This is a genomic window from Butyrivibrio fibrisolvens, assembly GCF_023206215.1.
GTDB classification, from domain to species: Bacteria; Bacillota; Clostridia; order Lachnospirales; family Lachnospiraceae; genus Butyrivibrio; species Butyrivibrio fibrisolvens_C.
The window spans coordinates 2362657-2383128 of sequence record NZ_CP065800.1; the positions used below are offsets into that span (position 1 = coordinate 2362657).

At 39.4% G+C, this 20472-nt stretch carries 20 protein-coding genes; 17 read left to right on the forward strand and 3 right to left on the reverse strand.

Going from position 1 to position 20472, the window contains the following annotated elements:
- Positions 1 to 27: 27 nt before the first annotated feature.
- The 4 genes from I7804_RS09725 to I7804_RS09740 all read left to right on the forward strand — a co-directional run bounded on the left by I7804_RS09725 (position 28) and on the right by I7804_RS09740 (position 4136).
- A complete protein-coding gene (locus I7804_RS09725; protein ID WP_248403165.1) occupies positions 28 to 1125 on the forward strand; it encodes an ABC transporter permease in 1098 nt (365 codons plus the stop codon).
- Positions 1126 to 1193: 68 nt separating this feature from the next.
- The gene (locus tag I7804_RS09730) at positions 1194 to 1925 is read left to right on the forward strand and encodes an ABC transporter ATP-binding protein (protein WP_248403167.1); all 732 of its coding nucleotides are present in this window, start codon (positions 1194 to 1196) and stop codon (positions 1923 to 1925) included.
- Positions 1926 to 1968: 43 nt separating this feature from the next.
- The gene (locus I7804_RS09735; RefSeq protein WP_248403168.1) at positions 1969 to 2826 is read left to right on the forward strand and encodes an Rpn family recombination-promoting nuclease/putative transposase; all 858 of its coding nucleotides are present in this window, start codon (positions 1969 to 1971) and stop codon (positions 2824 to 2826) included.
- Positions 2827 to 3071: 245 nt separating this feature from the next.
- A complete protein-coding gene (locus I7804_RS09740) occupies positions 3072 to 4136 on the forward strand; it encodes a hypothetical protein (RefSeq protein WP_248403170.1) in 1065 nt (354 codons plus the stop codon).
- Positions 4137 to 4249: 113 nt separating this feature from the next.
- On the opposite strand, the gene I7804_RS09745 is transcribed toward I7804_RS09740, so the two are convergent.
- On the reverse strand, positions 4250 to 4765 hold the full coding sequence (locus I7804_RS09745; protein ID WP_248403172.1) for a helix-turn-helix domain-containing protein: 516 nt from the start codon (positions 4763 to 4765) through the stop codon (positions 4250 to 4252).
- A 481-nt stretch (positions 4766 to 5246) separates the two neighbouring features.
- On the opposite strand from I7804_RS09745, the gene I7804_RS09750 reads away from it, so the two are divergent.
- The 7 genes from I7804_RS09750 to I7804_RS09780 all read left to right on the forward strand — a co-directional run bounded on the left by I7804_RS09750 (position 5247) and on the right by I7804_RS09780 (position 14182).
- Positions 5247 to 6014, forward strand: coding sequence for a hypothetical protein (locus I7804_RS09750; RefSeq protein ID WP_248403174.1), 768 nt, complete (start codon positions 5247 to 5249; stop codon positions 6012 to 6014).
- A 152-nt stretch (positions 6015 to 6166) separates the two neighbouring features.
- The gene (locus I7804_RS09755; RefSeq protein WP_248403176.1) at positions 6167 to 7939 is read left to right on the forward strand and encodes a hypothetical protein; all 1773 of its coding nucleotides are present in this window, start codon (positions 6167 to 6169) and stop codon (positions 7937 to 7939) included.
- A 58-nt stretch (positions 7940 to 7997) separates the two neighbouring features.
- The gene (locus tag I7804_RS09760; protein WP_248403178.1) at positions 7998 to 8648 is read left to right on the forward strand and encodes a hypothetical protein; all 651 of its coding nucleotides are present in this window, start codon (positions 7998 to 8000) and stop codon (positions 8646 to 8648) included.
- 53 nt (positions 8649 to 8701) lie between these two features.
- Positions 8702 to 9694 carry a glycosyltransferase family 2 protein gene (locus I7804_RS09765; protein WP_248403179.1) on the forward strand — a complete coding sequence of 331 codons (993 nt, stop codon included), beginning with the start codon at positions 8702 to 8704 and terminating at the stop codon, positions 9692 to 9694.
- Between the two features lie 138 nt (positions 9695 to 9832).
- Positions 9833 to 10888 (forward strand): hypothetical protein, encoded by a 1056-nt coding sequence (locus I7804_RS09770; protein ID WP_248403180.1) that lies wholly within the window; start codon positions 9833 to 9835, stop codon positions 10886 to 10888.
- Positions 10889 to 11017: 129 nt separating this feature from the next.
- Positions 11018 to 12178 carry a glycosyltransferase family 2 protein gene (locus I7804_RS09775; RefSeq protein ID WP_248403181.1) on the forward strand — a complete coding sequence of 387 codons (1161 nt, stop codon included), beginning with the start codon at positions 11018 to 11020 and terminating at the stop codon, positions 12176 to 12178.
- 171 nt (positions 12179 to 12349) lie between these two features.
- Positions 12350 to 14182, forward strand: coding sequence for a glycosyltransferase (locus I7804_RS09780; RefSeq protein ID WP_248403183.1), 1833 nt, complete (start codon positions 12350 to 12352; stop codon positions 14180 to 14182).
- A gap of 49 nt (positions 14183 to 14231) precedes the next feature.
- On the opposite strand, the gene I7804_RS09785 is transcribed toward I7804_RS09780, so the two are convergent.
- Entirely contained in the window at positions 14232 to 14471 is a 240-nt protein-coding gene (locus I7804_RS09785) for a CopG family antitoxin (RefSeq protein WP_248403185.1), read from the reverse strand.
- Positions 14468 to 14761 carry a BrnT family toxin gene (locus tag I7804_RS09790; protein ID WP_248403187.1) on the reverse strand — a complete coding sequence of 98 codons (294 nt, stop codon included), beginning with the start codon at positions 14759 to 14761 and terminating at the stop codon, positions 14468 to 14470. Before I7804_RS09790 ends, I7804_RS09785 begins: the two co-directional genes overlap by 4 nt.
- 204 nt (positions 14762 to 14965) lie before the next feature.
- On the opposite strand from I7804_RS09790, the gene I7804_RS09795 reads away from it, so the two are divergent.
- From I7804_RS09795 to I7804_RS09820, 6 genes are all read left to right on the forward strand, one after another.
- Positions 14966 to 16600 (forward strand): class I adenylate-forming enzyme family protein, encoded by a 1635-nt coding sequence (locus I7804_RS09795; protein ID WP_022755700.1) that lies wholly within the window; start codon positions 14966 to 14968, stop codon positions 16598 to 16600.
- A 98-nt stretch (positions 16601 to 16698) separates the two neighbouring features.
- Positions 16699 to 17028, forward strand: a complete 330-nt coding sequence (locus tag I7804_RS09800) for a zf-HC2 domain-containing protein (RefSeq protein ID WP_022758719.1) — start codon at positions 16699 to 16701, stop codon at positions 17026 to 17028.
- Between the two features lie 32 nt (positions 17029 to 17060).
- On the forward strand, positions 17061 to 18002 hold the full coding sequence (locus I7804_RS09805; RefSeq protein WP_248403189.1) for a carbohydrate kinase family protein: 942 nt from the start codon (positions 17061 to 17063) through the stop codon (positions 18000 to 18002).
- A gap of 269 nt (positions 18003 to 18271) precedes the next feature.
- Complete coding sequence (locus tag I7804_RS09810) at positions 18272 to 19369, forward strand: acyltransferase family protein (protein ID WP_248403191.1); 1098 nt, start codon at positions 18272 to 18274, stop codon at positions 19367 to 19369.
- Positions 19370 to 19446: 77 nt separating this feature from the next.
- Entirely contained in the window at positions 19447 to 19866 is a 420-nt protein-coding gene (locus tag I7804_RS09815) for a helix-turn-helix domain-containing protein (protein ID WP_248403193.1), read from the forward strand.
- A 73-nt stretch (positions 19867 to 19939) separates the two neighbouring features.
- Entirely contained in the window at positions 19940 to 20416 is a 477-nt protein-coding gene (locus I7804_RS09820; RefSeq protein ID WP_027206537.1) for a GNAT family N-acetyltransferase, read from the forward strand.
- Positions 20417 to 20472 lie beyond the last annotated feature (56 nt).

Genomic DNA, 20472 nt, shown 5'->3' on the forward strand with positions numbered 1-20472 from the left:
AACGTGTTATTTAAAGAGAGAAAGATAATGCTCAGATTATTGACTATTTCAATGTTCATAGTACCAGGGCTTTTTTCAGTTATAATACATGGTTATCTTCGACATGGAGAGATTTCCAGAAGGAAGAAATTGGCTCTATTTGTGCTGTACCTTTGCATAACAAACGCCATTTCTTTTTCTGTATCATATCTAAGAGGTGTAAAGGGATTCAGATTTAGTGACATGACATTGTCTTACAGACTAAAGTACATCTCGCTTGGTATTGTGCTTGGATTTGTAGTTCCGTTTATCGTATGTCTTTTTACAGAAGATGCTATTACTATAGGCGGATTTATAAGATATGGTAAGAGAACAGGTAGAGATATTAAGAAATACATGGCATATGCCATATGGTCTGCCAAAGCTTCTCTTGGAGCTGAAGTGGCAAGTTCATATCTTAACTGGCTGTGGTGGCTTATAGAGCCTTTTTGTATGATGCTTATATATACTGTTATATTCGGTTATGTTTTTAAAGCCAAAGAAGATTACTTTCCTATATTCATATTTACCGGTATCACCATGTGGGGATTCTTTTCAAGGACTATCAATGGAAGTATCGATACGGTAAGAAATGGTAAGGATATCATTACTAAAGTTTATATGCCTAAATATATACTTCTTTTATCAAAGATGTTTGTTAATGGTTTTAAGATGCTGGTGTCATTTGGTGTCATCGCAGCTATGATGATAGTATTCAGGGTGCCACTTAGCATATATATTCTTTTTGCACCTATTATTCTTTTGGTATTGTTTCTTTTTACCTTTGGAGTAGGGAGTATCATGATGCACTACGGAGTGTATGTCAATGACCTTGGCTATATTACTGGAATTGTGCTTCAGATGCTCATGTATTTATCTGGTGTGTTCTACTCTGTTTCGAAGAGATTCCCGGAGCCATTTGGCGATATTGTTGAGAGTTTTAATCCTGTGGCGCTTTTCATGTCTAGTATGAGGAATTGCATTCTTTATGGGCAGATGCCGGCGTTTGGCCTATTAGGAGTTTGGGCATTTATATCATTGGTATTGTCCGCTCTTGGTATATTTACAGTTTATAGTAATGAGAATTCCTATGTGAAAGTTATCTGAAACTTGATGAAAGTAGCTGCTGTAACGACTTGTTTCTTTGTTTTTATTTTAGATATGAGGGCGCTTGGATGGCTAAGGAATATGCTGTTGAAGTTAAAGATGTTAGTATAAGTTACCGTATTTTGAATAATATTTCTATCAGGAGTTCTCTTTTTCACAAGAAGACTAGGGACGAGGTCTTTGAAGCAGTCAAAGGGGTCTCTTTTACTGTTGAGAAGGGAGGCATTCTTGGTATTATCGGTAAGAATGGAAGCGGAAAGTCAACGCTTCTTCGGTCTATAGCGGGAGTATTCTCTCCGAACTTTGGGACTATAGATCTGCATGGGCATTCTGTCTCTCTTATGGCGCTTGGGGTTGGATTTAAGCCTCTTTTGACGGGGAGAGCCAATATCATGCTGTCTGGACTTCTTCTTGGTTTTAAACAAAAGGAGATTGAAGCTAGGATGGATGAGATAATAGAGTTTGCAGAGCTTGGTGACTTTATAGATAGACCTGTCAGAACTTATTCCAGTGGTATGCATTCTAAGCTTGCCTTTGCTATTACAGCTATGCTGGAGACAGATATTATGCTGGTCGACGAGGTACTGTCTGTAGGTGATGAGAGATTTAAGAAAAAGAGTCTTGCCAAGATGAAGGAGCTGATTATGGATGATGACAGGACAGTTATCATCGTGTCCCATAATATTGATACTTTAAAAGAATTGTGCGATAAGGTTATGTGGATGCATGATGGGGAAATCAGGGAGATGGGAGAGCCTACAGAGGTTTTGGAGCATTATGCGGAGTTTATGAGCACTTGAGGTTGAGGTGGGACATTGATTATTAAAAAATCATAAGGTCCATATGAATATAATTAGTACTTGCCCTCATGCCCTGATTGAACACAAATCCAGCGTAGACTATAATGTAAGTATGCAGATATTGCGCTACATGGTCTATATTTTGGATGACTATGAGAGGCGTGAGGAGAAGAGGGTGCCGGATATTAGTAAGCTTAAAGGCTTTAAGTATCCGCCTGTTTTTCCGATTGTGTATTACAATGGTGAAAGTAGCTGGACTGCAGACAAGACGTTGAAGAGCAGAGTGGCACTAATTGACATTTTTAGACCATATATTCCGGATTATGAATATCATTTAGTCAATACTGCTGATCACGGGAACGAAGAGCTTATTAAGAAGAATGATGGGTTATCACTTCTCATGATTCTTAATAAGATAAGGAATACAGATGAGTTTAGTTCGCTGAATCTGCCCAAAGACTATTTGGACAATCTATCTGCCAATGCACCTCAAGATGTACTTGACGTTCTTGCCAGAGTAGTTGCTGTACTACTAAGGAAGCATCGTGTTTCAGAGGATGAGGTTCAGGACTTTGTAAGTCAGATAAAGGAGCGTCATATGAGTGATTTATTTGCTAACTTTAAAGCTACTGTCAATGTTCAGGAAGAGCGTAGGATTGGACGAGAACAAGGCCTTGGCATTGGTGAGGAAATAAAACTCATCAAGCTGGTCTGCGGTAAGATTGGCCTTGGTCAGTCTATTGAACAGATAGCGACTGACCTGCTTGAGGATGAGGAACATATTAAACGTATCAGCCAAATTGCTTCAAAGTATGCACCGGATTATAATGCTGACAAGATATATGAAGAACTATATAATTTTGATCAAAAACAAAAGTCAGAATTTATAAAAGTTCAGTAGTAGCACTACGTGACTGAATAACAAGGAGCAACTCCTGATGTAAGGTATGAAATCACCTTCGTCAGGAGTTTTTTATATTTACAGATATCAGGAAACAACTTGTTGAAAAGTATAAAAAAGTATAAAATATTAATGTAAGTATAAAAATGTATAAAAACCATAAAAGAAATCATAAAGTATATAAAAAACTATAAAAGCAATCATGAAGTATAAAATCACCAAGTGATCAAAAAGGAGAGGATATCATGCAAAACCCTTTTACCACTACATTCAGTAAAGTGCCAAATTACACATATATACCTACAGAGCAGGAGATGGAGATAATCGATAATTTTAGATACGATAATCCATCTGAGTCTGTATACAAGATAACAGGGGTAAGAGGCTCTGGTAAAACTGTACTGCTTGCCAAGATAGAGGAAGAATTATCTTCAGATGACTGGAAGAAAGAAGGCTGGATAGTGTGCCGTCTGACTCCTGCCAGAGATATGCTCAAGCAATTAGCATCATTCATGTATAAAGAAAAAATAATAAAAGATAAACCCAAGAGTGTAAGTATGAATGTATCCGGAAGTGTTCTTGGTGCCGGAGGCAGTATAGGCGTTACGAAAGAAAAGAATAGTGAGTTTTTTGATATAGGCGTAGAACTTGATGATATGCTTGCAAAGCTAACCTCTCAAGGTAAGAAAATCCTTATTGGAATTGATGAAGTTTCAAAGACACCTGATATGATAGTCTTTGCATCAGAGTATGGTAAGTGGTTAAGAGCCGGATATTCAATATATCTTGTATGTACCGGACTTTATGAGAATATCGAGCAGCTGAGTAATGTTAAGAATCTCACGTTCTTTAGAAGGGCTACAACCATTAAGACAGCCCCTCTAAACAATATAAAAATGTCTGAAATGTATAAGGATAAGCTTAACGTAGATCTTTCTAAAGCTAAAGAACTTGCAGCAATCACAAAAGGATATCCATATGCATTTCAGGAACTTGGAGTTTTGTATTTTCGGAATGGAGATAAAGAAGAATTTGAGGATATCGTAGGGCAACTTAAGTCAGAACTGTATGCATATGCATATGAGAAGATCTGGGAAGAAATGTCAGAAGGCGACAGAGAATTGGCAATTCTCATTAGAAATAAATCCGAGTATAAGAGAGATGAAGTAATGAAGATGATGGAAAAAGTCGGCAATTATTCCGTTTATCGTGATAGACTTATTAAAAGGGGAATAGTTAATACAAGACATTCATACATTGGTCTTGCATTGCCGTACTTTGGTGAATATATAAAAGAATACTGTATTTGAAATGGTATTGTAAATGGCAAGTAGTTTTCCATAAATTCTTGTTTAACAGAAAGTTAAACTCCTAATGCCCTGCGCGCAATTGCAGCACGTTAGGAGTTTTTATATGCAAGATCTTAATTTTCGCTAGTCCTTACCAATATATCGCGTAGTAGATCGATAACTACAAGCTGCATGTCTTCAGGTAGCATATGATAGTAGAAAATCAGTTCTTTGTCGAAGGTGCTAAGCTCTTTTGCGAGTGTATGCTTGGACTTGTTGTTCATTGACAGCAGGAACTCATTGTGTATGTCCGACATCTTCCTGATTACTTCCACATAATCACTTGGTGGTTTCTTCTCGTTGACTGGATCCATAAATAGCTCATCATCTAGAGATAGAATCTCAGGGTCTAAATCGGGATCGTTTTCAGGATTAAGGGGTATTAATGACAGGCGGATGAGCTTTTCAATTGGAACATTATACATTTTGCCGATCTTGTAGAATGCATCCGCAGGTGGAGTGAGTCTCGTATTCTCGTAGTGGGAGTATGTGGCTCTTGTATCGCCTAGCTTATTGGCTACATCCTTTTGCTTTAGCCCTTTGGATTCTCTTAATAGCCTTAAATAAACTGAAAATCTTGTTTCTGACATGTTTTTTCCACCTAAATCATAAATAGTAAAAATTACTTCCTGAACATAGATTTCAGAAAAACGTACTAATTACGTGGTATATAGTTCTATGAATAGAAGCCTAAATATAAACTTATTTTGAAATTGACAGATACCAGCTAAATCAGATCTGCAATATTCAAAACCTAGTTAAAATGGGATATTGGGAGCTTTTAGAACAATAAAATTCTACCATGATACAGAAAATTGAAATGACCAAAGATATTAATAATATCATATGTAATTTATAAGATAAAATGATTAACTTTAAAAGTTATCATCCGATAAAAATAGATGTAACGGTAAAGATATTCTAAATATCAAAATAAGGTTGATTAATATTCAGAATATCGTAAAATATAAGTATGCGGTTATCATAATTACTTATTGTGAAAGTAAGTATGATGCATCGCTTATATTATCCCCAACCTAAACGTTTAATGTTGAAAGGAGAAAAGACGATATGAACATGAAGTTCGTAAAGAGATTCCTTGCTGTATCCATGGCAGCAACGATCATGGTAGTACCTATGGTGGCTAGTGCTAATGATCCTGCTAGTGATCCTGCTGGTGTTATTACTGGGTCAGAGCAGGATGGTTCTGTTCCTTCTGATAAGAAAGATGAGGAGCAAGCAGTTCCAAATCCTTCTGATAAGAAAGATGAGGAGCCAGCAGATCAGACAACACAGAAGACAACACAGAAGACCAAGACAGCAGAGCAGACCACTCAGGCTACACAGTCAACTCAGACAGAGCAGGAGTCAGCAGGAGAGAAGCTCAATAAGACTATGGCTGAGAAGACAGCAGCAAGTACATCTGCAGTTGTTGGCGGCGTAACTCTTAAAACTAATGTAGCAGGAACCGTTGATGTTACAAATTCCAAGACATTTAAGGCGTTCGTACTTACATCAACTAACGGCAAGACTGCAGGCGACAAGCAGACAGTATTCTCAAAGACTGCCCAAGAATCTCCTATGGCATTTGATTCAGCTAATGCAGCTGCAGCAGCTATCGGCGGAACAGTAGTTGGTGATGCTATTAATGCTGATATCACACTTAAGAACGGCGGAACAGCTAAGGCTGTCCTTAAAGAAGCTCCTACTGGAACCGTTAAGGTTATCCAGGTAGCTGATGGCGGTGATACAACAGTTCTTGATGCTACTGTTGATGGAACAGTTGTTTCTTTCACACCTTCTAACGGACATTTCACATATTTCATAGTAGTAATCTGATCACATAAGGCACAATGCGGGGCAGTATCGCAAGCTGCTCCGCATTTTTTTAGCAATACTGATAGAATATATATGTTTCAAGAGGTACTTTGATCCAGCGTACTATATGAGTTTTATTATTATGCAAAAAAGCTCCGTGAAAGGGAAAGTCCTTGAGAACAAATCTTAAATCCAGACGATTTCTTGTTTTTATATCTATTATCATCCTGTGTATATGTTTTGGCGGATTAGGTGGTATCTACAGTTTCTGGGCCTATCCGGATGAGTTTGGCTACTGGTCACCTGCTGCAAGACTTAGCGGATATGACTGGTCGCAGGTGACATCTATCGGTTCGTACTATTCTTATGGGTACAGCCTGATTTTATATATAATCTTTAATATTTTCAAAAACGCAGTAACAGCATACAGAGCAGCAATAGTCATTAACTTTGCTTTGAGCATTGCTGCTGTATGGATCATATATTTTTTTATAAGCGATATTAGGAATATACATAGTGAAGGTAGGGCTCTGAGCGCTGCTGCGATAATAAGTGCATCTGCTGTAATGTATCCGGCATGGTCTTTATATTCGCAGAGCACTATGTCAGAGAGTCTTATATTGTTTTTATTTGTACTTGTTTCTTTTTTGATGTACAGATTTTTGAAAAAACCAGGTATCATCGGCGGACTTGCACTTGCTGCATGCTCGATGTATGCATATCTTGTCCATATGAGAATGATAGGAACTGTTATAGCGATAATACTGACACTTCTTGTATGGGCGCTTAGCTGCGGCAATCGCAGGATTAGGATAGGGATACTATCTTTTATAGCAGTAACTATAGTTGTATTTGTAGTAAGCTTTGTGATCAAAAGTCACATAGTTTCTGAGGTTTATACTTTTCAGTCCAAAGAGACTATCAATTGGAATGATTATAACGGTCAATTGCCCAAGATATTGAAGATTTTTTCCCTCCAAGGGATGAAATACATGTTTGAAAATATCTCTGGTAAAGTCCTTTATATAAGCCTTGCTTCATATGGCCTGGGAATATGGGGGATAGGTGCGATAACATCCCTTTTTGTAAAGGGTATCAGATCACTGAAAAATAGAGGATCTGGGAGCCGTGCTTTGTTTGAAGTATATATATTTCTGGCTGTATTTGCACAGATTGGTGTAGCTCTTGTGTATCTGATAGATTCTCCATCTCCTGATAATACAAGGCTTGATCTGCTGCTCCATGGAAGATATACGGATATGCTGATTCCGGTGCTGTTTATATATGGAATATATGCAATGTATTATGCAGGGCATCCGGTGATCATCACAGGCATTATATCTGCGGCAGACGTACTATTAAGTCTTCCTATATTGGGGGTTATCAGTAGGAACAATACCGGAATGAGTGAGTTGCAGGGATTTACTATGGCCGGAGTCAGCTACATGCTATCGCCATCTGATAGCGATTCAAAGGCTTTTCTCATAAGGGCAGTTTTATTTGGAATAGTTATTTCTTGGGGTGTATGCTTTATAGTTCTAATGGCTCGCATGACTAATGAATCGGTGATACTGGCAGGTATTATCATGGTTCAGCTGGTATTGTCGGTGATAACCTGCAATAAGTATATGTATTCGATACAGCCTTATGTATATACAGATGTACAGCTGACAAGGAAAGTCGAAAAGCTTCAAAACGAGGATCCTGGCAGGCAGATAATACATATCTTTAAAGGTGGGATTCCTTATATAGAAGTTGTTCAGTTTGGCTTAAGGGATAAAACAATTGATGTTATTGATGCTGAAGTAGAGGATGTTAATATAGATTCCTTACCTGATGGAGCAATAATCATAACAGATGCGGATACACCTTTAGATGGTGAGCTTTGCAATAGATATGATACTCCTATCTATTATGGACATCTGAAATTATATTTTAATGAATGATTTTGGGTAAAAATATGAAGCGCCTAAATAAAGGAGTAGTACCATGAACATATATATTATGAAGATAAAAAATTTCATATTACTATTGATGATCATGTGCATAGTTCTTTCTTCAATATCTATGAGTGTTATGTCATATGCTGCCATAAGTGGTGATGTAAATACGATAGTTTCGCAGACTTACGCATTTGAAGAGCCGTCTATGGATTCTGAGAAGATAAGGGAATTAAATATTGGAGATTCTGTTTTTGTAACAGGGCAGGAGGGTGATTTCTATATCATCTACTACAAAGAAATGACTCAGTATGTTCCTAAATATGCTATAGATGGAACTGATGCGCCGGCTTCTGTTACCGGGGTATCTGTTAATCCTGATGCTGCATCTCTTGCATCATCCGCAAGGAAAGCTAGAGAAGAAAGTGACAAAGCCTTGCACGAAGAGTTCAAGCAGCAGGAAGCATATAATGAAATACTCGAAGATACGCTGGAGCAGGAGAGGAAGGCTAAGCGGAATACCGTGATATGGATAACTGTAATGGTGTTCCTGTGTGTATGCATGATTGCAGTCAGTGTACTTGCTGTAATTGGCAATAAGAATGATCAAGAGGATATAGCTCAAAACGGTGAAAACAAAGCTGGTAATTCTATAGAAGGTAAAACTGAAGATAATAAACTTGAAGATAGTAAATCTAAAGAAAATATATTATAAGAAGATGTTAACAAAAGATTGTAACGATAATTCATAGGAGCCTGGTCATCCATATGAAACTGATAATTCAGATTCCATGTTTCAATGAACAGAATACTCTTATCACAACTCTTGATGACCTTCCCAAGGAGCTTGATGGCATTGATAAGATTGAATACCTGATCATCAATGACGGAAGTTCTGATAAGACTACGCAGGTTGCCAGAGACTGGGGAGTTGATTATATCGTTAATTTCACCCAGAACAAGGGACTTGCAAAGGGCTTCATGACAGGGCTTGATGTATGTCTGGAAAATGGTGCTGATATAATCGTCAATACCGATGCTGACAATCAGTATTGCGGTGATGATATTGCAAGGCTCATAGAACCAATCCTCGAGGGGCGTGCTGACATCGTGATTGGTGAAAGACCAATCGAAGAGAATGAGAATTTTTCTTTTCTCAAGAAAAAATTGCAGCGCCTCGGCTCCTGGGCTGTACGTCAGGCATCAAAGACTACGATTCCGGATGCTCCGTCGGGCTTTAGAGCTTTTTCCAGAGAAGCGGCACTAAAACTAAATGTTGTAAATGACTATACCTATACGCTGGAAACAATAGTGCAGGCGGGAAGAGAGAAGATTCCGATAGTATCAGTGCCTATAAGGGTCAATCCAACCCTAAGGCCATCAAGGCTTGCCCATACTATGTGGGGTTATGTCAGAACTTCAATGCTCACTATATTAAGAGCGTATCTTATTTATAAACCTTTAAAATTCTTCCAGTTTTTGTCTTTGTTCCCAATCATACCTGGACTTATAGTATGGATCAGGTTCATATATCTATTTATTAAGTATGGTGGAGCCGGACATGTACAGTCTCTGATACTGGGGTGTACCTTGATCATAATAGGTGCTATGTGTCAGATGATAGGAATACTGGGTGATACGATAACTGCTAATCGCAAGATACTTCAGGATACTCAGTATCACACCAGAAAGATGTATTATGACGGCGTCAAACAGGCTGATATAACTGAGCATGAGAAATGTAGGATCTATTACAGGTAGATGCCTGTGAGTCAATAATATGATTTATTGAACGTATATTCCAGAAACACGCATTTATTGCGTGTTCGTAGTTCAAAAATGTATATATGATTTGTCCAGATGGATAGGGGCACAATAGTAGTTTTTGATGAGGCGCGTATGATACCTTCTCGCCTGACAGAGATTCTAAGAGGACGTAAAGTAATATATATTACAGTCAAGAATGCTGATTATATTAGGACTCTCCAGTTTAGAAGAGTCCTTTTGGAATGCGCTTTGGAGAGTCTTGTGATATCTTCTGAGAAGGCTGGTCCTATATCAAGAGTATTCGATTTGAGGCGCAGACTAAAGTCTATAGATCTTTCCTATTATGATGTGATAATAGTAGGATTCCTCCCGCAACTTATCTGGAAGTATATCAGAAAAAAGGCCGGAAGACAGGAACGATTAGATAGACCTGTGTTTGTAGCGGATTTTTTCTTATCTTTATATGACACTATAGTTCTTGATAGGAAGTATATAGGTACTGGTAATCCGCTATCAAGATATCTTGAATCTCTAGACAGGAAGGTGCTTGAAGACGCGGATTATGTACTTACGGATACCGAAGCTGATGCTGATTTCTTCGGATCAGAAATTCTTGGATATAGGCGCAGCGATATAGAACCTTTTTACTTAGAAGCAGAGTCATCTATCTATAAAGCGTCCCCTGAAGATGAAAAGACGTATTTGGCCACAGAAGAAGCTGAATATCTTCAGGATAAGAGAACTTTTGAAGTGCTGTATTTTGGCACAGGACTTCCTTTGCAGGGAATAGATGTTGTTATAGAAGCATATCTGATTCTTGCAAGAAAGTATGAAGGCAGGGACATCCGGATGACTTATATAGGAGGACTTGATGATGCCTTACAACATATAGTCGAAAGATATTCGTGTATAGATATAATGCCATGGCTTTCTCAGGAAGAACTGGCAGCAAGGATAAGGAGAGCGGATCTGTGTCTTGCAGGGCATTTTGCATATGGCGATGGCAAGCAGGATCGCACTATCCCTGGCAAGGCATTCATATACGAAGCTATGAACAAGAAGATGATCCTTGGAGATTCCAGGGCTAATCATGAGATCTTTATAGAGGATGAGAATCACCATTTTGTTCGAAGGGGAGATTCGGAAGCGCTGTCTAAAGCTATCGAGACTTTTGGGTGGAAGCAGTAATTTAACAGCGCTGTCTGGGCGTGGATTTTTTCCTGACACCTTTCCGCTTAGGCAGAGCAAAGCCTTTGGTGATGCTGCACTGTCTAAGTAGGAAGGCTGAGTTATTTTCTGATATTACTGAGGTTCGATATGGGAGTGAAGGTATCTGTAATAGTTCCTGTATATAATGCTAAAGCCTATCTTGACAGGTGTATGCAGCACCTTTTGTCGCAGACCCTGTCTGAAATAGAGATCATCCTTGTAGATGATGGATCGACAGATGACTCGCTATCCATATGCAGAAATTATGCGGCGAATGCTAAGAAGATAGGCGGCGCTGTCATTAAAGTGATACATCAGTCCAATCAAGGTCCGGCAGCAGCCCGCAATGCAGGTCTTTTCTGCGCAGCAGGTAAGTGGATAGCTTTTGTTGATCCGGATGATTATGTATCACCTGATTACTGCAGGGCTTCTTACGAGTACGCAGAGACGACGGATGCAGATATTGTCATGTTTGATGCAGTCAGAGAAAAAGAGCCTCTTGTCCTTGCAGATGATAGTATGATCATTGAAGCGCAGGATCATATCATGAATCTTAGATGCGCTATTCTATATCCTTATATGCTGCGTTATAGTACTAATCTGCATATTAAAGATCAGTATCAGTCCACCCATAAAAGCGATATCGCAATAGCGGCCCCTTGGAATAAGCTTTATAAAAAGAGCTTTCTTAATGACAATAATCTGATTTTCCCGGAACAGCTTAAGACACTTGATGATATGACATTCAACTATCTTGCTTTCGGATGCTCTCCCAAAGTAGCATACCTTCATAGGAAGCTGTATCATTACTGTTTCAATAAAAAATCTATAACCAATAAATATGACCCGGATAGGATCCAAAAAGATCTGGAAGTATTCAAGATGATAGGAGATGACATCAGAAGTGTAAAAAGCGGAGGAAAGAGTCATGATTTCGAAAAAAGTTATGATAATAATGAGTTAGTGGAGAAATCAGATAATTGTGATGAATCTTTATACATTGCTTACTATGCACGTGTTATCAAGTCTTTTGCAATATTATGTCGGTTATGCTTTTTTAGTCCAATGAGTCCTTATGACCTGATACAAAAGCTTAGAATTGCAAGAAATACGATGAATATGAAAGAGTACGCAGAAGCTTTTGACAATATTGATATTAAAGTACTTGAGCCAAGGCTTAAAGCTGTAGTATTTGTTGCAAGGATGAAGAGCCCATTTGGGTTATATATGCTTCATGTAATGCAGAGTACACTTCAAAGAATACTTTGATCCTACAATTTATCTTGAAATATACTGAACAGCATTTTGCACTGCGAGTAAAGTTTGAAAATGTCCTGTTTTAAAAACTAAATTGGTATCGCAAGTTACACGAATTTGAACTATCAGTCACTTTCTTTGCTTGCGGTAATAGGGTTATAGTGAAAAAATTAGAGGTTTGCCATGAATCTTCAGACTATTCTGCATCCATCAACGGATATATGTAATGAACCGGAGCTATACTTCCACACAGATGATATCTTCGATCTGTATGATGGCTATTTCAATCTTTTCTATATAGAAAAACACAAAAAGTATACATTCATAGATTCGCTTGAACTGGTCCTTAAATGTTCGGGCTACGATGTGCTGGAACTTATGCACGACAGGGAAGTGATAAGGAGCATAGATCTAAAGAAGGACATGGACGCTGGAAGCGGTATCATAGAAGGTCGCTTTGCATACCCATATACACAGTATGACAAGGGAGTATTCTGGTTCAGGCTTAGGCGATGCTTGGGAAAAACTTTGCGCTCAGCCATAACATATGTTGAGGGTTTTTATGAAGGGCGTAGTAGCCGTATGCGTAATCCGGTGAATCTAGGCCTTAACATATGTACTTACAAGCGTGAGCAGTATGTCCTTCGTAACATGAAGTCTTTAATAAGATGGATGGAAGGTGATCGGACAGAAGCCTCCAATGTTTTGGGTATAGAACCCGGTTTCAAAGGCAATAATAGTTCTATGACTGAGTCTGATACTCCTGAGGCTTCCGGGCATATTCATGTTTTTATCATAGATAATGGCAAGTCTCTTGGAGATTGTAAGGAGTTTACGGATCTCGTAGCATCTACCAATAATATAGAAGTTATTCCTAATGATAATACCGGCGGTGCCGGAGGATTTAGCCGTGGCATGATAGAAGCAATGAATAGGAGAGAAGAGCTGTCACTGACTCACCTTCTAATGATGGATGATGATGCTGTTTTTGATCCGGATCTTTTTACAAGGCTTTATGGTTTTCTTTCTTTTTTGAAAAAAGAATATGCAATGATATCTGTAGGCGGAGCTCTTTTTCGTGAAGATTATAGATATATACAGCACGCGGCAGGAGAATGGTTTGAGAATTTCAGGATAGTTAATGAGCATCCTCTTGTTGATATGAGAAGCTATGAGAATGCTGCGGCGACCTGGATGACTGGAACCGAGCATGAGAGGGACAGGTACGGCGCCTGGTGGTGTTGCTGCTATCCTATGGAAGTGATCACAAGGGACAACTTGCCATTGCCATTGTTCGTACATCACGATGATATCCAGTTTGGAATGAAGCTGGCTGAGCGTAATGGGGTGGTATTTCTAAATGGTATTAATGTATGGCATCAGGGGTTTGAACTTTCCTTTACCGGAGTCAAGCAGTATTACAATACGAGGAATGAACTTATATCCATGAAGATGTTCTATCCGGATACATCTTTGAAGGCAGTGAAGATACGCCTTATTAAACGGATCATTGGATCTCTAATATGCATGCGTTATGGTGATATCGAACTTATCTATAAGGCGGTCATAGACTATATGAAAGGTATACAGTGGCTGAGGGATACAGATATTGAAGCTCTGCATAAAGAGGTATCTGAGATTTATAAAACTATTGTGCCTTTTAAGCCTATTTGTGATCTTAATATAAGTGACAGGCATAGACTTGAACTTGAGAAGATGGCAGCCAGATACAATGAAGTGATAACACCGGATCAGCTAAGGGAATACTATGACCATAAAAAGTATGAATCCGGTATATGGAAGATGATATCGATAAATGGCTGGCTTCTTCCCGCATATAGGAGTACAAGTATAGTCACTCCCCTGGACTCTCCCTGGAAGCCCTATAGGAGAAGATATGTAATCCTCTACCAGCCCGCGGATAGGAAGTGTGCTGTGATGCGTAGAGATTATAAATGGCTTTGGCGTAGTATAAAATATTGCATATGGATAATGATAAGATTTCGTTTACTATAACTCAAAGCGGTCTGCCTTGGCAGACCGCTTTGAACAAGTTACGTAGATATTATTTCCAGGTTAATTCCAATTTTTTATTAGATGTAGCACAATCGACAAGATACAGATTGATCAATGTCTGATAGGGAATTCCGGATGCAGAAGATTGTGTTTTAAAATAATCAAGTGCATCTACATCTATGTTCATAGTGATTTTTTTATGCAATCTTTTTGCATATGGATTTCTTATTGCTTTGCTAAAGTCGAACTCTTTTTCTAAAAATTCATCATCATCATCTATCTTTTTCATATGTATCGACTCCTTTCATAGCCTTCGCGTTCTCTAGTGGTTGCATTACGTGAAGATATAATTCTGATTGTATTCTTACTTCTGATACAATGAACAACTATAAGAACATTACCACGTTTACTGACTCCGAGAATCCTAAAACGTTCTTCGGTATCGGAGTGGTTGTCATCAAATTCGCAAAGGGCATATGTATCATAGAATACAGTCTTGGCTTCTTCAAAAGAAACGCCATGTTTTTTCTTGTTTATTTCGTTTTTGTTCTCGTCCCATTCAAAACTTAATTCTTCCATACATATATTATACATACATAGTCAATACTTTTCAAGTATAGAGAAAGCAAACGGACATTGACGTTTGACCGTATATGTGATACTTTAAATATAATACGTTGAAGCGTTAAAGTGAAAAAGAAAATCTTTTTCCAAAAGAATCTTCTTCATATATGTTTTTCGCGCATCATCAAATATTATGAGGTCAAAGGGGGACCACAGGCTATGCCAGTTACAGAACTTCTTGAAAGAAATGCAAAATTATACCCGGACGAGATCGCTCTTGTAGAGCTTAATCCGGAGATGGCCGATACCAGACGTATATCCTGGAAAGAGTATGATCTTATAGAGCCAACAAGGTTTGAGCCTTACAGAAGACAGATCACATGGAAGGTCTTTGATGAGAAGGCCAATAGATTTGCCAATCTGCTTCTTAGTAGAGGCATTAAGAAAAATGATAAAGTTGCGATCATAATGTACAACTGTCTTGAGTGGCTTCCTGTTTATTTCGGCGTGTTAAAAACAGGTGCTATAGCAGTCCCTTTCAATTTCAGATACGATGCAGAAGAGATCTTGTATTGTACAGAGCTTGCAGAAGTTGACATTATAGTATTCGGACCTGAATTCATAGGACGTATAGAGTCATATGCAGAGCGCCTTTCAAAAGGACGTCTTCTTTTCTATGTAGGTGATAATTGTCCGAGTTTTGCAGAGAGTTATAGAGAGCTTGTTGCTGACTGTTCTTCTAAGTCGCCGCATCTTCCTCTTACAGATGATGACTTTGCTGCAATCTATTTTTCATCAGGAACAACAGGTTTTCCTAAGGCAATCCTTCATAAGCATCTGAGCCTGTCGCAGGCAGCAGAGATGGAAGCAAGGCACCATGGAACGGGAAGAGATGATGTCTTTTTATGTATACCTCCTCTATACCATACAGGAGCCAAGTTCCACTGGATGGGAAGCTTGTTTGCAGGCAGCAGAGCTGTGCTTTTAAAAGGTGCTACGCCAGAAGTTATATTATCTGCAGTATCTAGCGAGAAGTGTACGATCGTATGGCTGCTGGTTCCGTGGGCACAGGATATTCTGGATGCTCTTGACAGTGGCAGACTTAGCCTTGATGATTATGATCTTGACCAGTGGAGGCTTATGCATATCGGAGCACAGCCTGTTCCGCCATCACTTATCAAAAGATGGCTTGAATATTTTCCTGATCATCAGTATGATACTAATTACGGCCTTTCTGAGTCTACCGGCCCCGGATGCGTACATCTTGGAGTTGAGAACGTCGATAAGGTTGGCGCTATCGGCATACCCGGATATCGCTGGGAGTGCAAGATAGTTGATGAAGATGATGAAGAAGTGGACAAGGGTGATGTCGGAGAACTGTGTGTCAAAGGGCCCGGCGTTATGACCTGTTATTATAATAATCCGGAAGAGACTGCCAAGATCTTAAAAGATGGCTGGCTCTATACGGGTGATATGGCTATGCAGGATGAGGACGGATTTTATTTTCTTGTAGATCGCAAGAAGGATGTAATAGTCAGTGGCGGAGAGAATATTTATCCTGTTCAGATTGAGAATTTCATTAGAACTTTCGATAAAGTCAAGGATGTAGCAGTTATCGGAATTCCTGATCCAAGACTTGGAGAAAAAACTGCTGCCATAATTGAAGTAAAAGATGGTATGATATGTACAGAAGAAGAAATCAATGAGTATTGCATGGGTCTTCCAAGATATAAGAGACCTAAAACCATTTTCTTCGAAGAAATACCACGTAATGCCACAGGCAAGATAGAAAAACCAAAGCTTAGAAAGATGCATGGCGCTGAGAATCTTGTCGCTATGGAGAATAGGAGCTGATAGAACTTATATCCGGTCTTATACTAGAAGATCAGGATAGTTGTAGATAGTTTTGAATTTACCTATTTTGCCTGATGATGACCTGAAGGAAGACAGTTATGACACACAAGGAAGCAGAGCGGTGTATTCCCTCTTTTTTTGACGAATCTATTGAAAATCTGGAACTTGCTGAGTTCTTGGAGCATATCGACAGTTGTCCTGATTGCAGAGAAGAGCTTACTATACAATTTCTGGTAGGTAGGGGCCTTCAGAGCCTTAGTATGGGCGATGAATTCAACCTTGCTGGAGAACTTGACAAAAAGCTATTAAAGGCGCATGCTCGTCTGAACAGGCTCTACAGACTCGAAAGATTTTCATGGATCCTGCGAGCAATAGTAGTGGCAGAAACCGTGGCACTTTTTATGCTCACGCTTCGTATTTTGTTTTAACCCCTAAGGGTACGAAAGGAATTAAGGTAAATATGGGTATTGTTGTAATTGGCGCTGTTTTTGTTGATATTAAGGGCTATCCTTCCATGCAGTATATTGCCGGTGGGAGAAATGTAGGTAATGTAGTACAGGTACATGGAGGAGTAAGCCGTAACATAGCAGAGGATATAGCCAATGTTGAGTTAAGACCCACATTTGTAGGACTTGTTGACGAGACAGGTATCGGCATTGATGTTGTTGATAAGCTCAAAAACCATAAGGTCAACACCAAATATATCAGGAAAGTCAAGGACGGACTTGGCTCATGGCTTGCTATATTTGATAACTCAGGTGATGTTGTTGCATCGATCTCCAAGCGCCCCGATCTAAGCGAGATCGCAAGAATCCTCGATGAACAGGGTGATGAGATCTTCAAAGATGCCGACAGTATCATCATTGAGTTCGATATGGAAAAAGATATTCTTAAAAGAGTTTTTGCTCTTGCACAAAAGTATGACAAGAAGGTATATGCTGTAGTTTCGAATATGACTATAGCAGTAGAAAGGCGAGATCTTCTGAAGAACTGTGCATGCTTTGTCTGCAATCAGCAAGAAGCCGGAATATTCTTTTCTGATGTATATGATGATATGGATCCGGAGCAGCTGCGTGAGATCCTTGTATGCAAGCTCAAGGCTTCTCAGATTCCGAAGATGGTAATAACTCTCGGAGAGCTGGGCTCTGTATATGCTACTTGTGACGGTGAATCCGGATATGTTAAGTCCAGGCAGGTTGTAGTTACAGATACTACCGGTGCAGGCGATTCCTTCTTTGCAGGTGTAGCCATCGGTCTTACATATGGCAAGAGTTTCAGAGAATCCTGCGAGATAGGAACAAGACTTGCAGCATCTGTTATTGCTACCAAAGAGAATGTATGCCCGAGATTCCTTCCGGAAGAGTTTGGAATTGATGCATCGAAGATCAAGGATTTTGAATGATTTCAGGATTTATGATGATATTTATAAGGTTCATAGGATAATAATAAGACCGTTCATGACAGAAAAAGCTATTTTGAAGGAAAAACTTCAAAGTAGCTTTTTCTTTTATGGGAAAAAGGTATGATAATTCATATGTCTTCCGGCATCTTGCAGAACTAGTGCAATAATTCTTAACACAAATGCTTCTTAAATGTTAATTTTGATTGGTGGACTCATACTTATTAGAGCAATAAAATTATGTTAAAATAAATTGCAAAGGTGGGATTAGTATGAGAAAACACTATTTGGACAACATTCGCTGGACTACTGTCGTTATCGTTGTGATCTATCATGTGTTTTATATGTATAACGCTGAGGGCGTTCTTGGTGGTCTTGGAAAGATCACAGATCTGCCGGTTCAGTACTACGACATATATCAGTATCTGGTCTATCCATGGTTTATGCCGGTTCTTTTCGTGGTTTCCGGAATAAGTGCCAGACTGTCTTTGGATTCACATTCGGATAAGGAGTTCATAAAGTCCAGATCTTTAAAACTACTGGTACCATCAACTATAGGTCTTTTTGTATTTCAATTCATTCAAGGGTATGTGAGCATGTCGCTTGGAGGCGGATTTGAAGGACTTGCGTCAGCGGGAGTTCCCAAACCGGTTATCTATCTGATAATGGTTGCCTCCGGAAGCGGAGTGCTCTGGTACATGCATCTTCTGTGGATATACTGCGTGTTACTGGTGGTTATAAGAAAGATCGAAAAAGGAAAGCTATTGGCTGCCGGTGCTAAGACTCCTCTGTGGCTGATCGCACTGTTTGTTTTTCCAATCTGGGGAGCAGCGCAGATTCTTAATACTCCTATTGTTTCAGTTTACAGAATTGCATTTTATTTTGTTTTCTTTATGCTTGGTTATTTCGTGTTTTCAAATGATGAAGTGATCGAAAAACTGAAGAAGATAGCAGTACCTTTGATAGTGGCAGCAGTGGCTATATGTGTTGTATTCGCGGTTATGAATTTCGGCGATAATTATGCGGACAAGCCAATCAACAGAGGCTTCTTATATGCGCTTGATGCGTATGTGGGATCGCTGGCAATGCTGGCGGGTATGGCACGCTTTGGGGACTTTTCAGGATCTTTTTCCAAATGGATGTCAGATCACAGCTTCGGACTATATGTATTCCATTACCTTGGAATATCTACTGTTGCTCTTATATTTGCAAAAACGGGGCTTTTGCCTGCGCCTGCATGCTACATTTTAAGTCTTGCAGCGGGATTTCTTTTCGGATATGGCCTGTATGCCATCATTTCACGAATACCGTTTTTCAGATGGGCAGTGCTGGGAATTAAGAGGGGAGGAACCATCATGACGAAGTCATGATTTGGAATGGTTCCGACCGATATGGCAGGACTTTTGAGCAGTCCTGCCATTACATAATATACGAGGAGAAATAAACCATGTTCAAGGATAATCTGGTTCAGTTGCGAAAATTCTCACAGATGACTCAGGAGGATGTTGCAGAAAAGCTCGGAGTCACAAGGCAATCCGTTGCCAAATGGGAAGCCGGAGAGAGCATTCCTGATCTTGATAAATGCAAGCAGCTTGCGGATATTTTTGGAGTCTCTTTAGATGACCTTGCCAATTACGAGCCGGAGGACAATATGGGATTCGCTGTTCCGCCTAAGGGCAAGCACCTCTTTGGCCTTGTAACAGTGGGAGAAAAGGGCCAGATAGTGATTCCGGTCAAGGCCAGAAAGCTGTTTGATATCTCTCCCGGGGATCAACTGGTTGTTCTCGGAGATGAAGGACAGGGAATTGCCTTAGTCAAATCTGAAAGCTTTTTGGCTTTAGCCGGTATGATTGAAAAACTGAAGTGACTCACAGAACTGTTCCCATCGACTCCCCTATTGATATACAGTATGAGCTTAAATGAACCATGCGAGGATGCCTATGCCTAAATACAGAGAAATGACAGCGTCTGACAATGCAGCAGTTGCAGCGCTTGTAAGAGATAACCTGAAAAAATTTAATCTTGATATTCCCGGAACGGTATATTTCGATGAGGGACTAGACCACCTTAGTGATTATTATGGCAATGATGAGCGAAGGTACTACGTCATTGAAGACGATAATGGTGAAGTCATTGGTGGAATAGGATATGATAGATTTGAACCGATGAAAGATACCGCTGAACTGCAAAAACTATATCTTACAGATTCGGCAAAAGGTTCCGGACTTGGCTACGAAATGATAGATTTCATTGAAGATAAGATGCGAGAAGCAGGTTACAAAGCTTCATATCTGGAGACTCATAATAACCTTCAGGCCGCTATCCATATCTATGAAAAGAAAGGTTATAAAGAGATAGTGCGTCCTAAAGAGGTGGTTCATAGTACCATGAACAGATTTTTTATGAAAAATCTGTAGACCCCTAATCTGGTATAGCACTGCTTGTGGTCTCGGATAATTCTGCATCAGGAGCA

Excerpts from the sequence above, each read along its gene's own strand:
- I7804_RS09725 (WP_248403165.1), top strand. The coding sequence starts at position 28 with ATGCTCAGATTATTGACTATTTCAATGTTCATAGTACCAGGGCTTTTT.
- I7804_RS09730 (WP_248403167.1), top strand. The coding sequence starts at position 1,194 with ATGGCTAAGGAATATGCTGTTGAAGTTAAAGATGTTAGTATAAGTTAC.
- I7804_RS09735 (WP_248403168.1), top strand. The coding sequence starts at position 1,969 with ATGAATATAATTAGTACTTGCCCTCATGCCCTGATTGAACACAAATCC.
- I7804_RS09740 (WP_248403170.1), top strand. The coding sequence starts at position 3,072 with ATGCAAAACCCTTTTACCACTACATTCAGTAAAGTGCCAAATTACACA.
- I7804_RS09745 (WP_248403172.1), bottom strand. The coding sequence starts at position 4,765 with ATGTCAGAAACAAGATTTTCAGTTTATTTAAGGCTATTAAGAGAATCC.
- I7804_RS09750 (WP_248403174.1), top strand. The coding sequence starts at position 5,247 with ATGAACATGAAGTTCGTAAAGAGATTCCTTGCTGTATCCATGGCAGCA.
- I7804_RS09760 (WP_248403178.1), top strand. The coding sequence starts at position 7,998 with ATGAAGATAAAAAATTTCATATTACTATTGATGATCATGTGCATAGTT.
- I7804_RS09765 (WP_248403179.1), top strand. The coding sequence starts at position 8,702 with ATGAAACTGATAATTCAGATTCCATGTTTCAATGAACAGAATACTCTT.
- I7804_RS09770 (WP_248403180.1), top strand. The coding sequence starts at position 9,833 with ATGATACCTTCTCGCCTGACAGAGATTCTAAGAGGACGTAAAGTAATA.
- I7804_RS09775 (WP_248403181.1), top strand. The coding sequence starts at position 11,018 with ATGGGAGTGAAGGTATCTGTAATAGTTCCTGTATATAATGCTAAAGCC.
- I7804_RS09780 (WP_248403183.1), top strand. The coding sequence starts at position 12,350 with ATGAATCTTCAGACTATTCTGCATCCATCAACGGATATATGTAATGAA.
- I7804_RS09785 (WP_248403185.1), bottom strand. The coding sequence starts at position 14,471 with ATGAAAAAGATAGATGATGATGATGAATTTTTAGAAAAAGAGTTCGAC.
- I7804_RS09790 (WP_248403187.1), bottom strand. The coding sequence starts at position 14,761 with ATGGAAGAATTAAGTTTTGAATGGGACGAGAACAAAAACGAAATAAAC.
- I7804_RS09795 (WP_022755700.1), top strand. The coding sequence starts at position 14,966 with ATGCCAGTTACAGAACTTCTTGAAAGAAATGCAAAATTATACCCGGAC.
- I7804_RS09800 (WP_022758719.1), top strand. The coding sequence starts at position 16,699 with ATGACACACAAGGAAGCAGAGCGGTGTATTCCCTCTTTTTTTGACGAA.
- I7804_RS09805 (WP_248403189.1), top strand. The coding sequence starts at position 17,061 with ATGGGTATTGTTGTAATTGGCGCTGTTTTTGTTGATATTAAGGGCTAT.
- I7804_RS09810 (WP_248403191.1), top strand. The coding sequence starts at position 18,272 with ATGAGAAAACACTATTTGGACAACATTCGCTGGACTACTGTCGTTATC.
- I7804_RS09815 (WP_248403193.1), top strand. The coding sequence starts at position 19,447 with ATGTTCAAGGATAATCTGGTTCAGTTGCGAAAATTCTCACAGATGACT.
- I7804_RS09820 (WP_027206537.1), top strand. The coding sequence starts at position 19,940 with ATGCCTAAATACAGAGAAATGACAGCGTCTGACAATGCAGCAGTTGCA.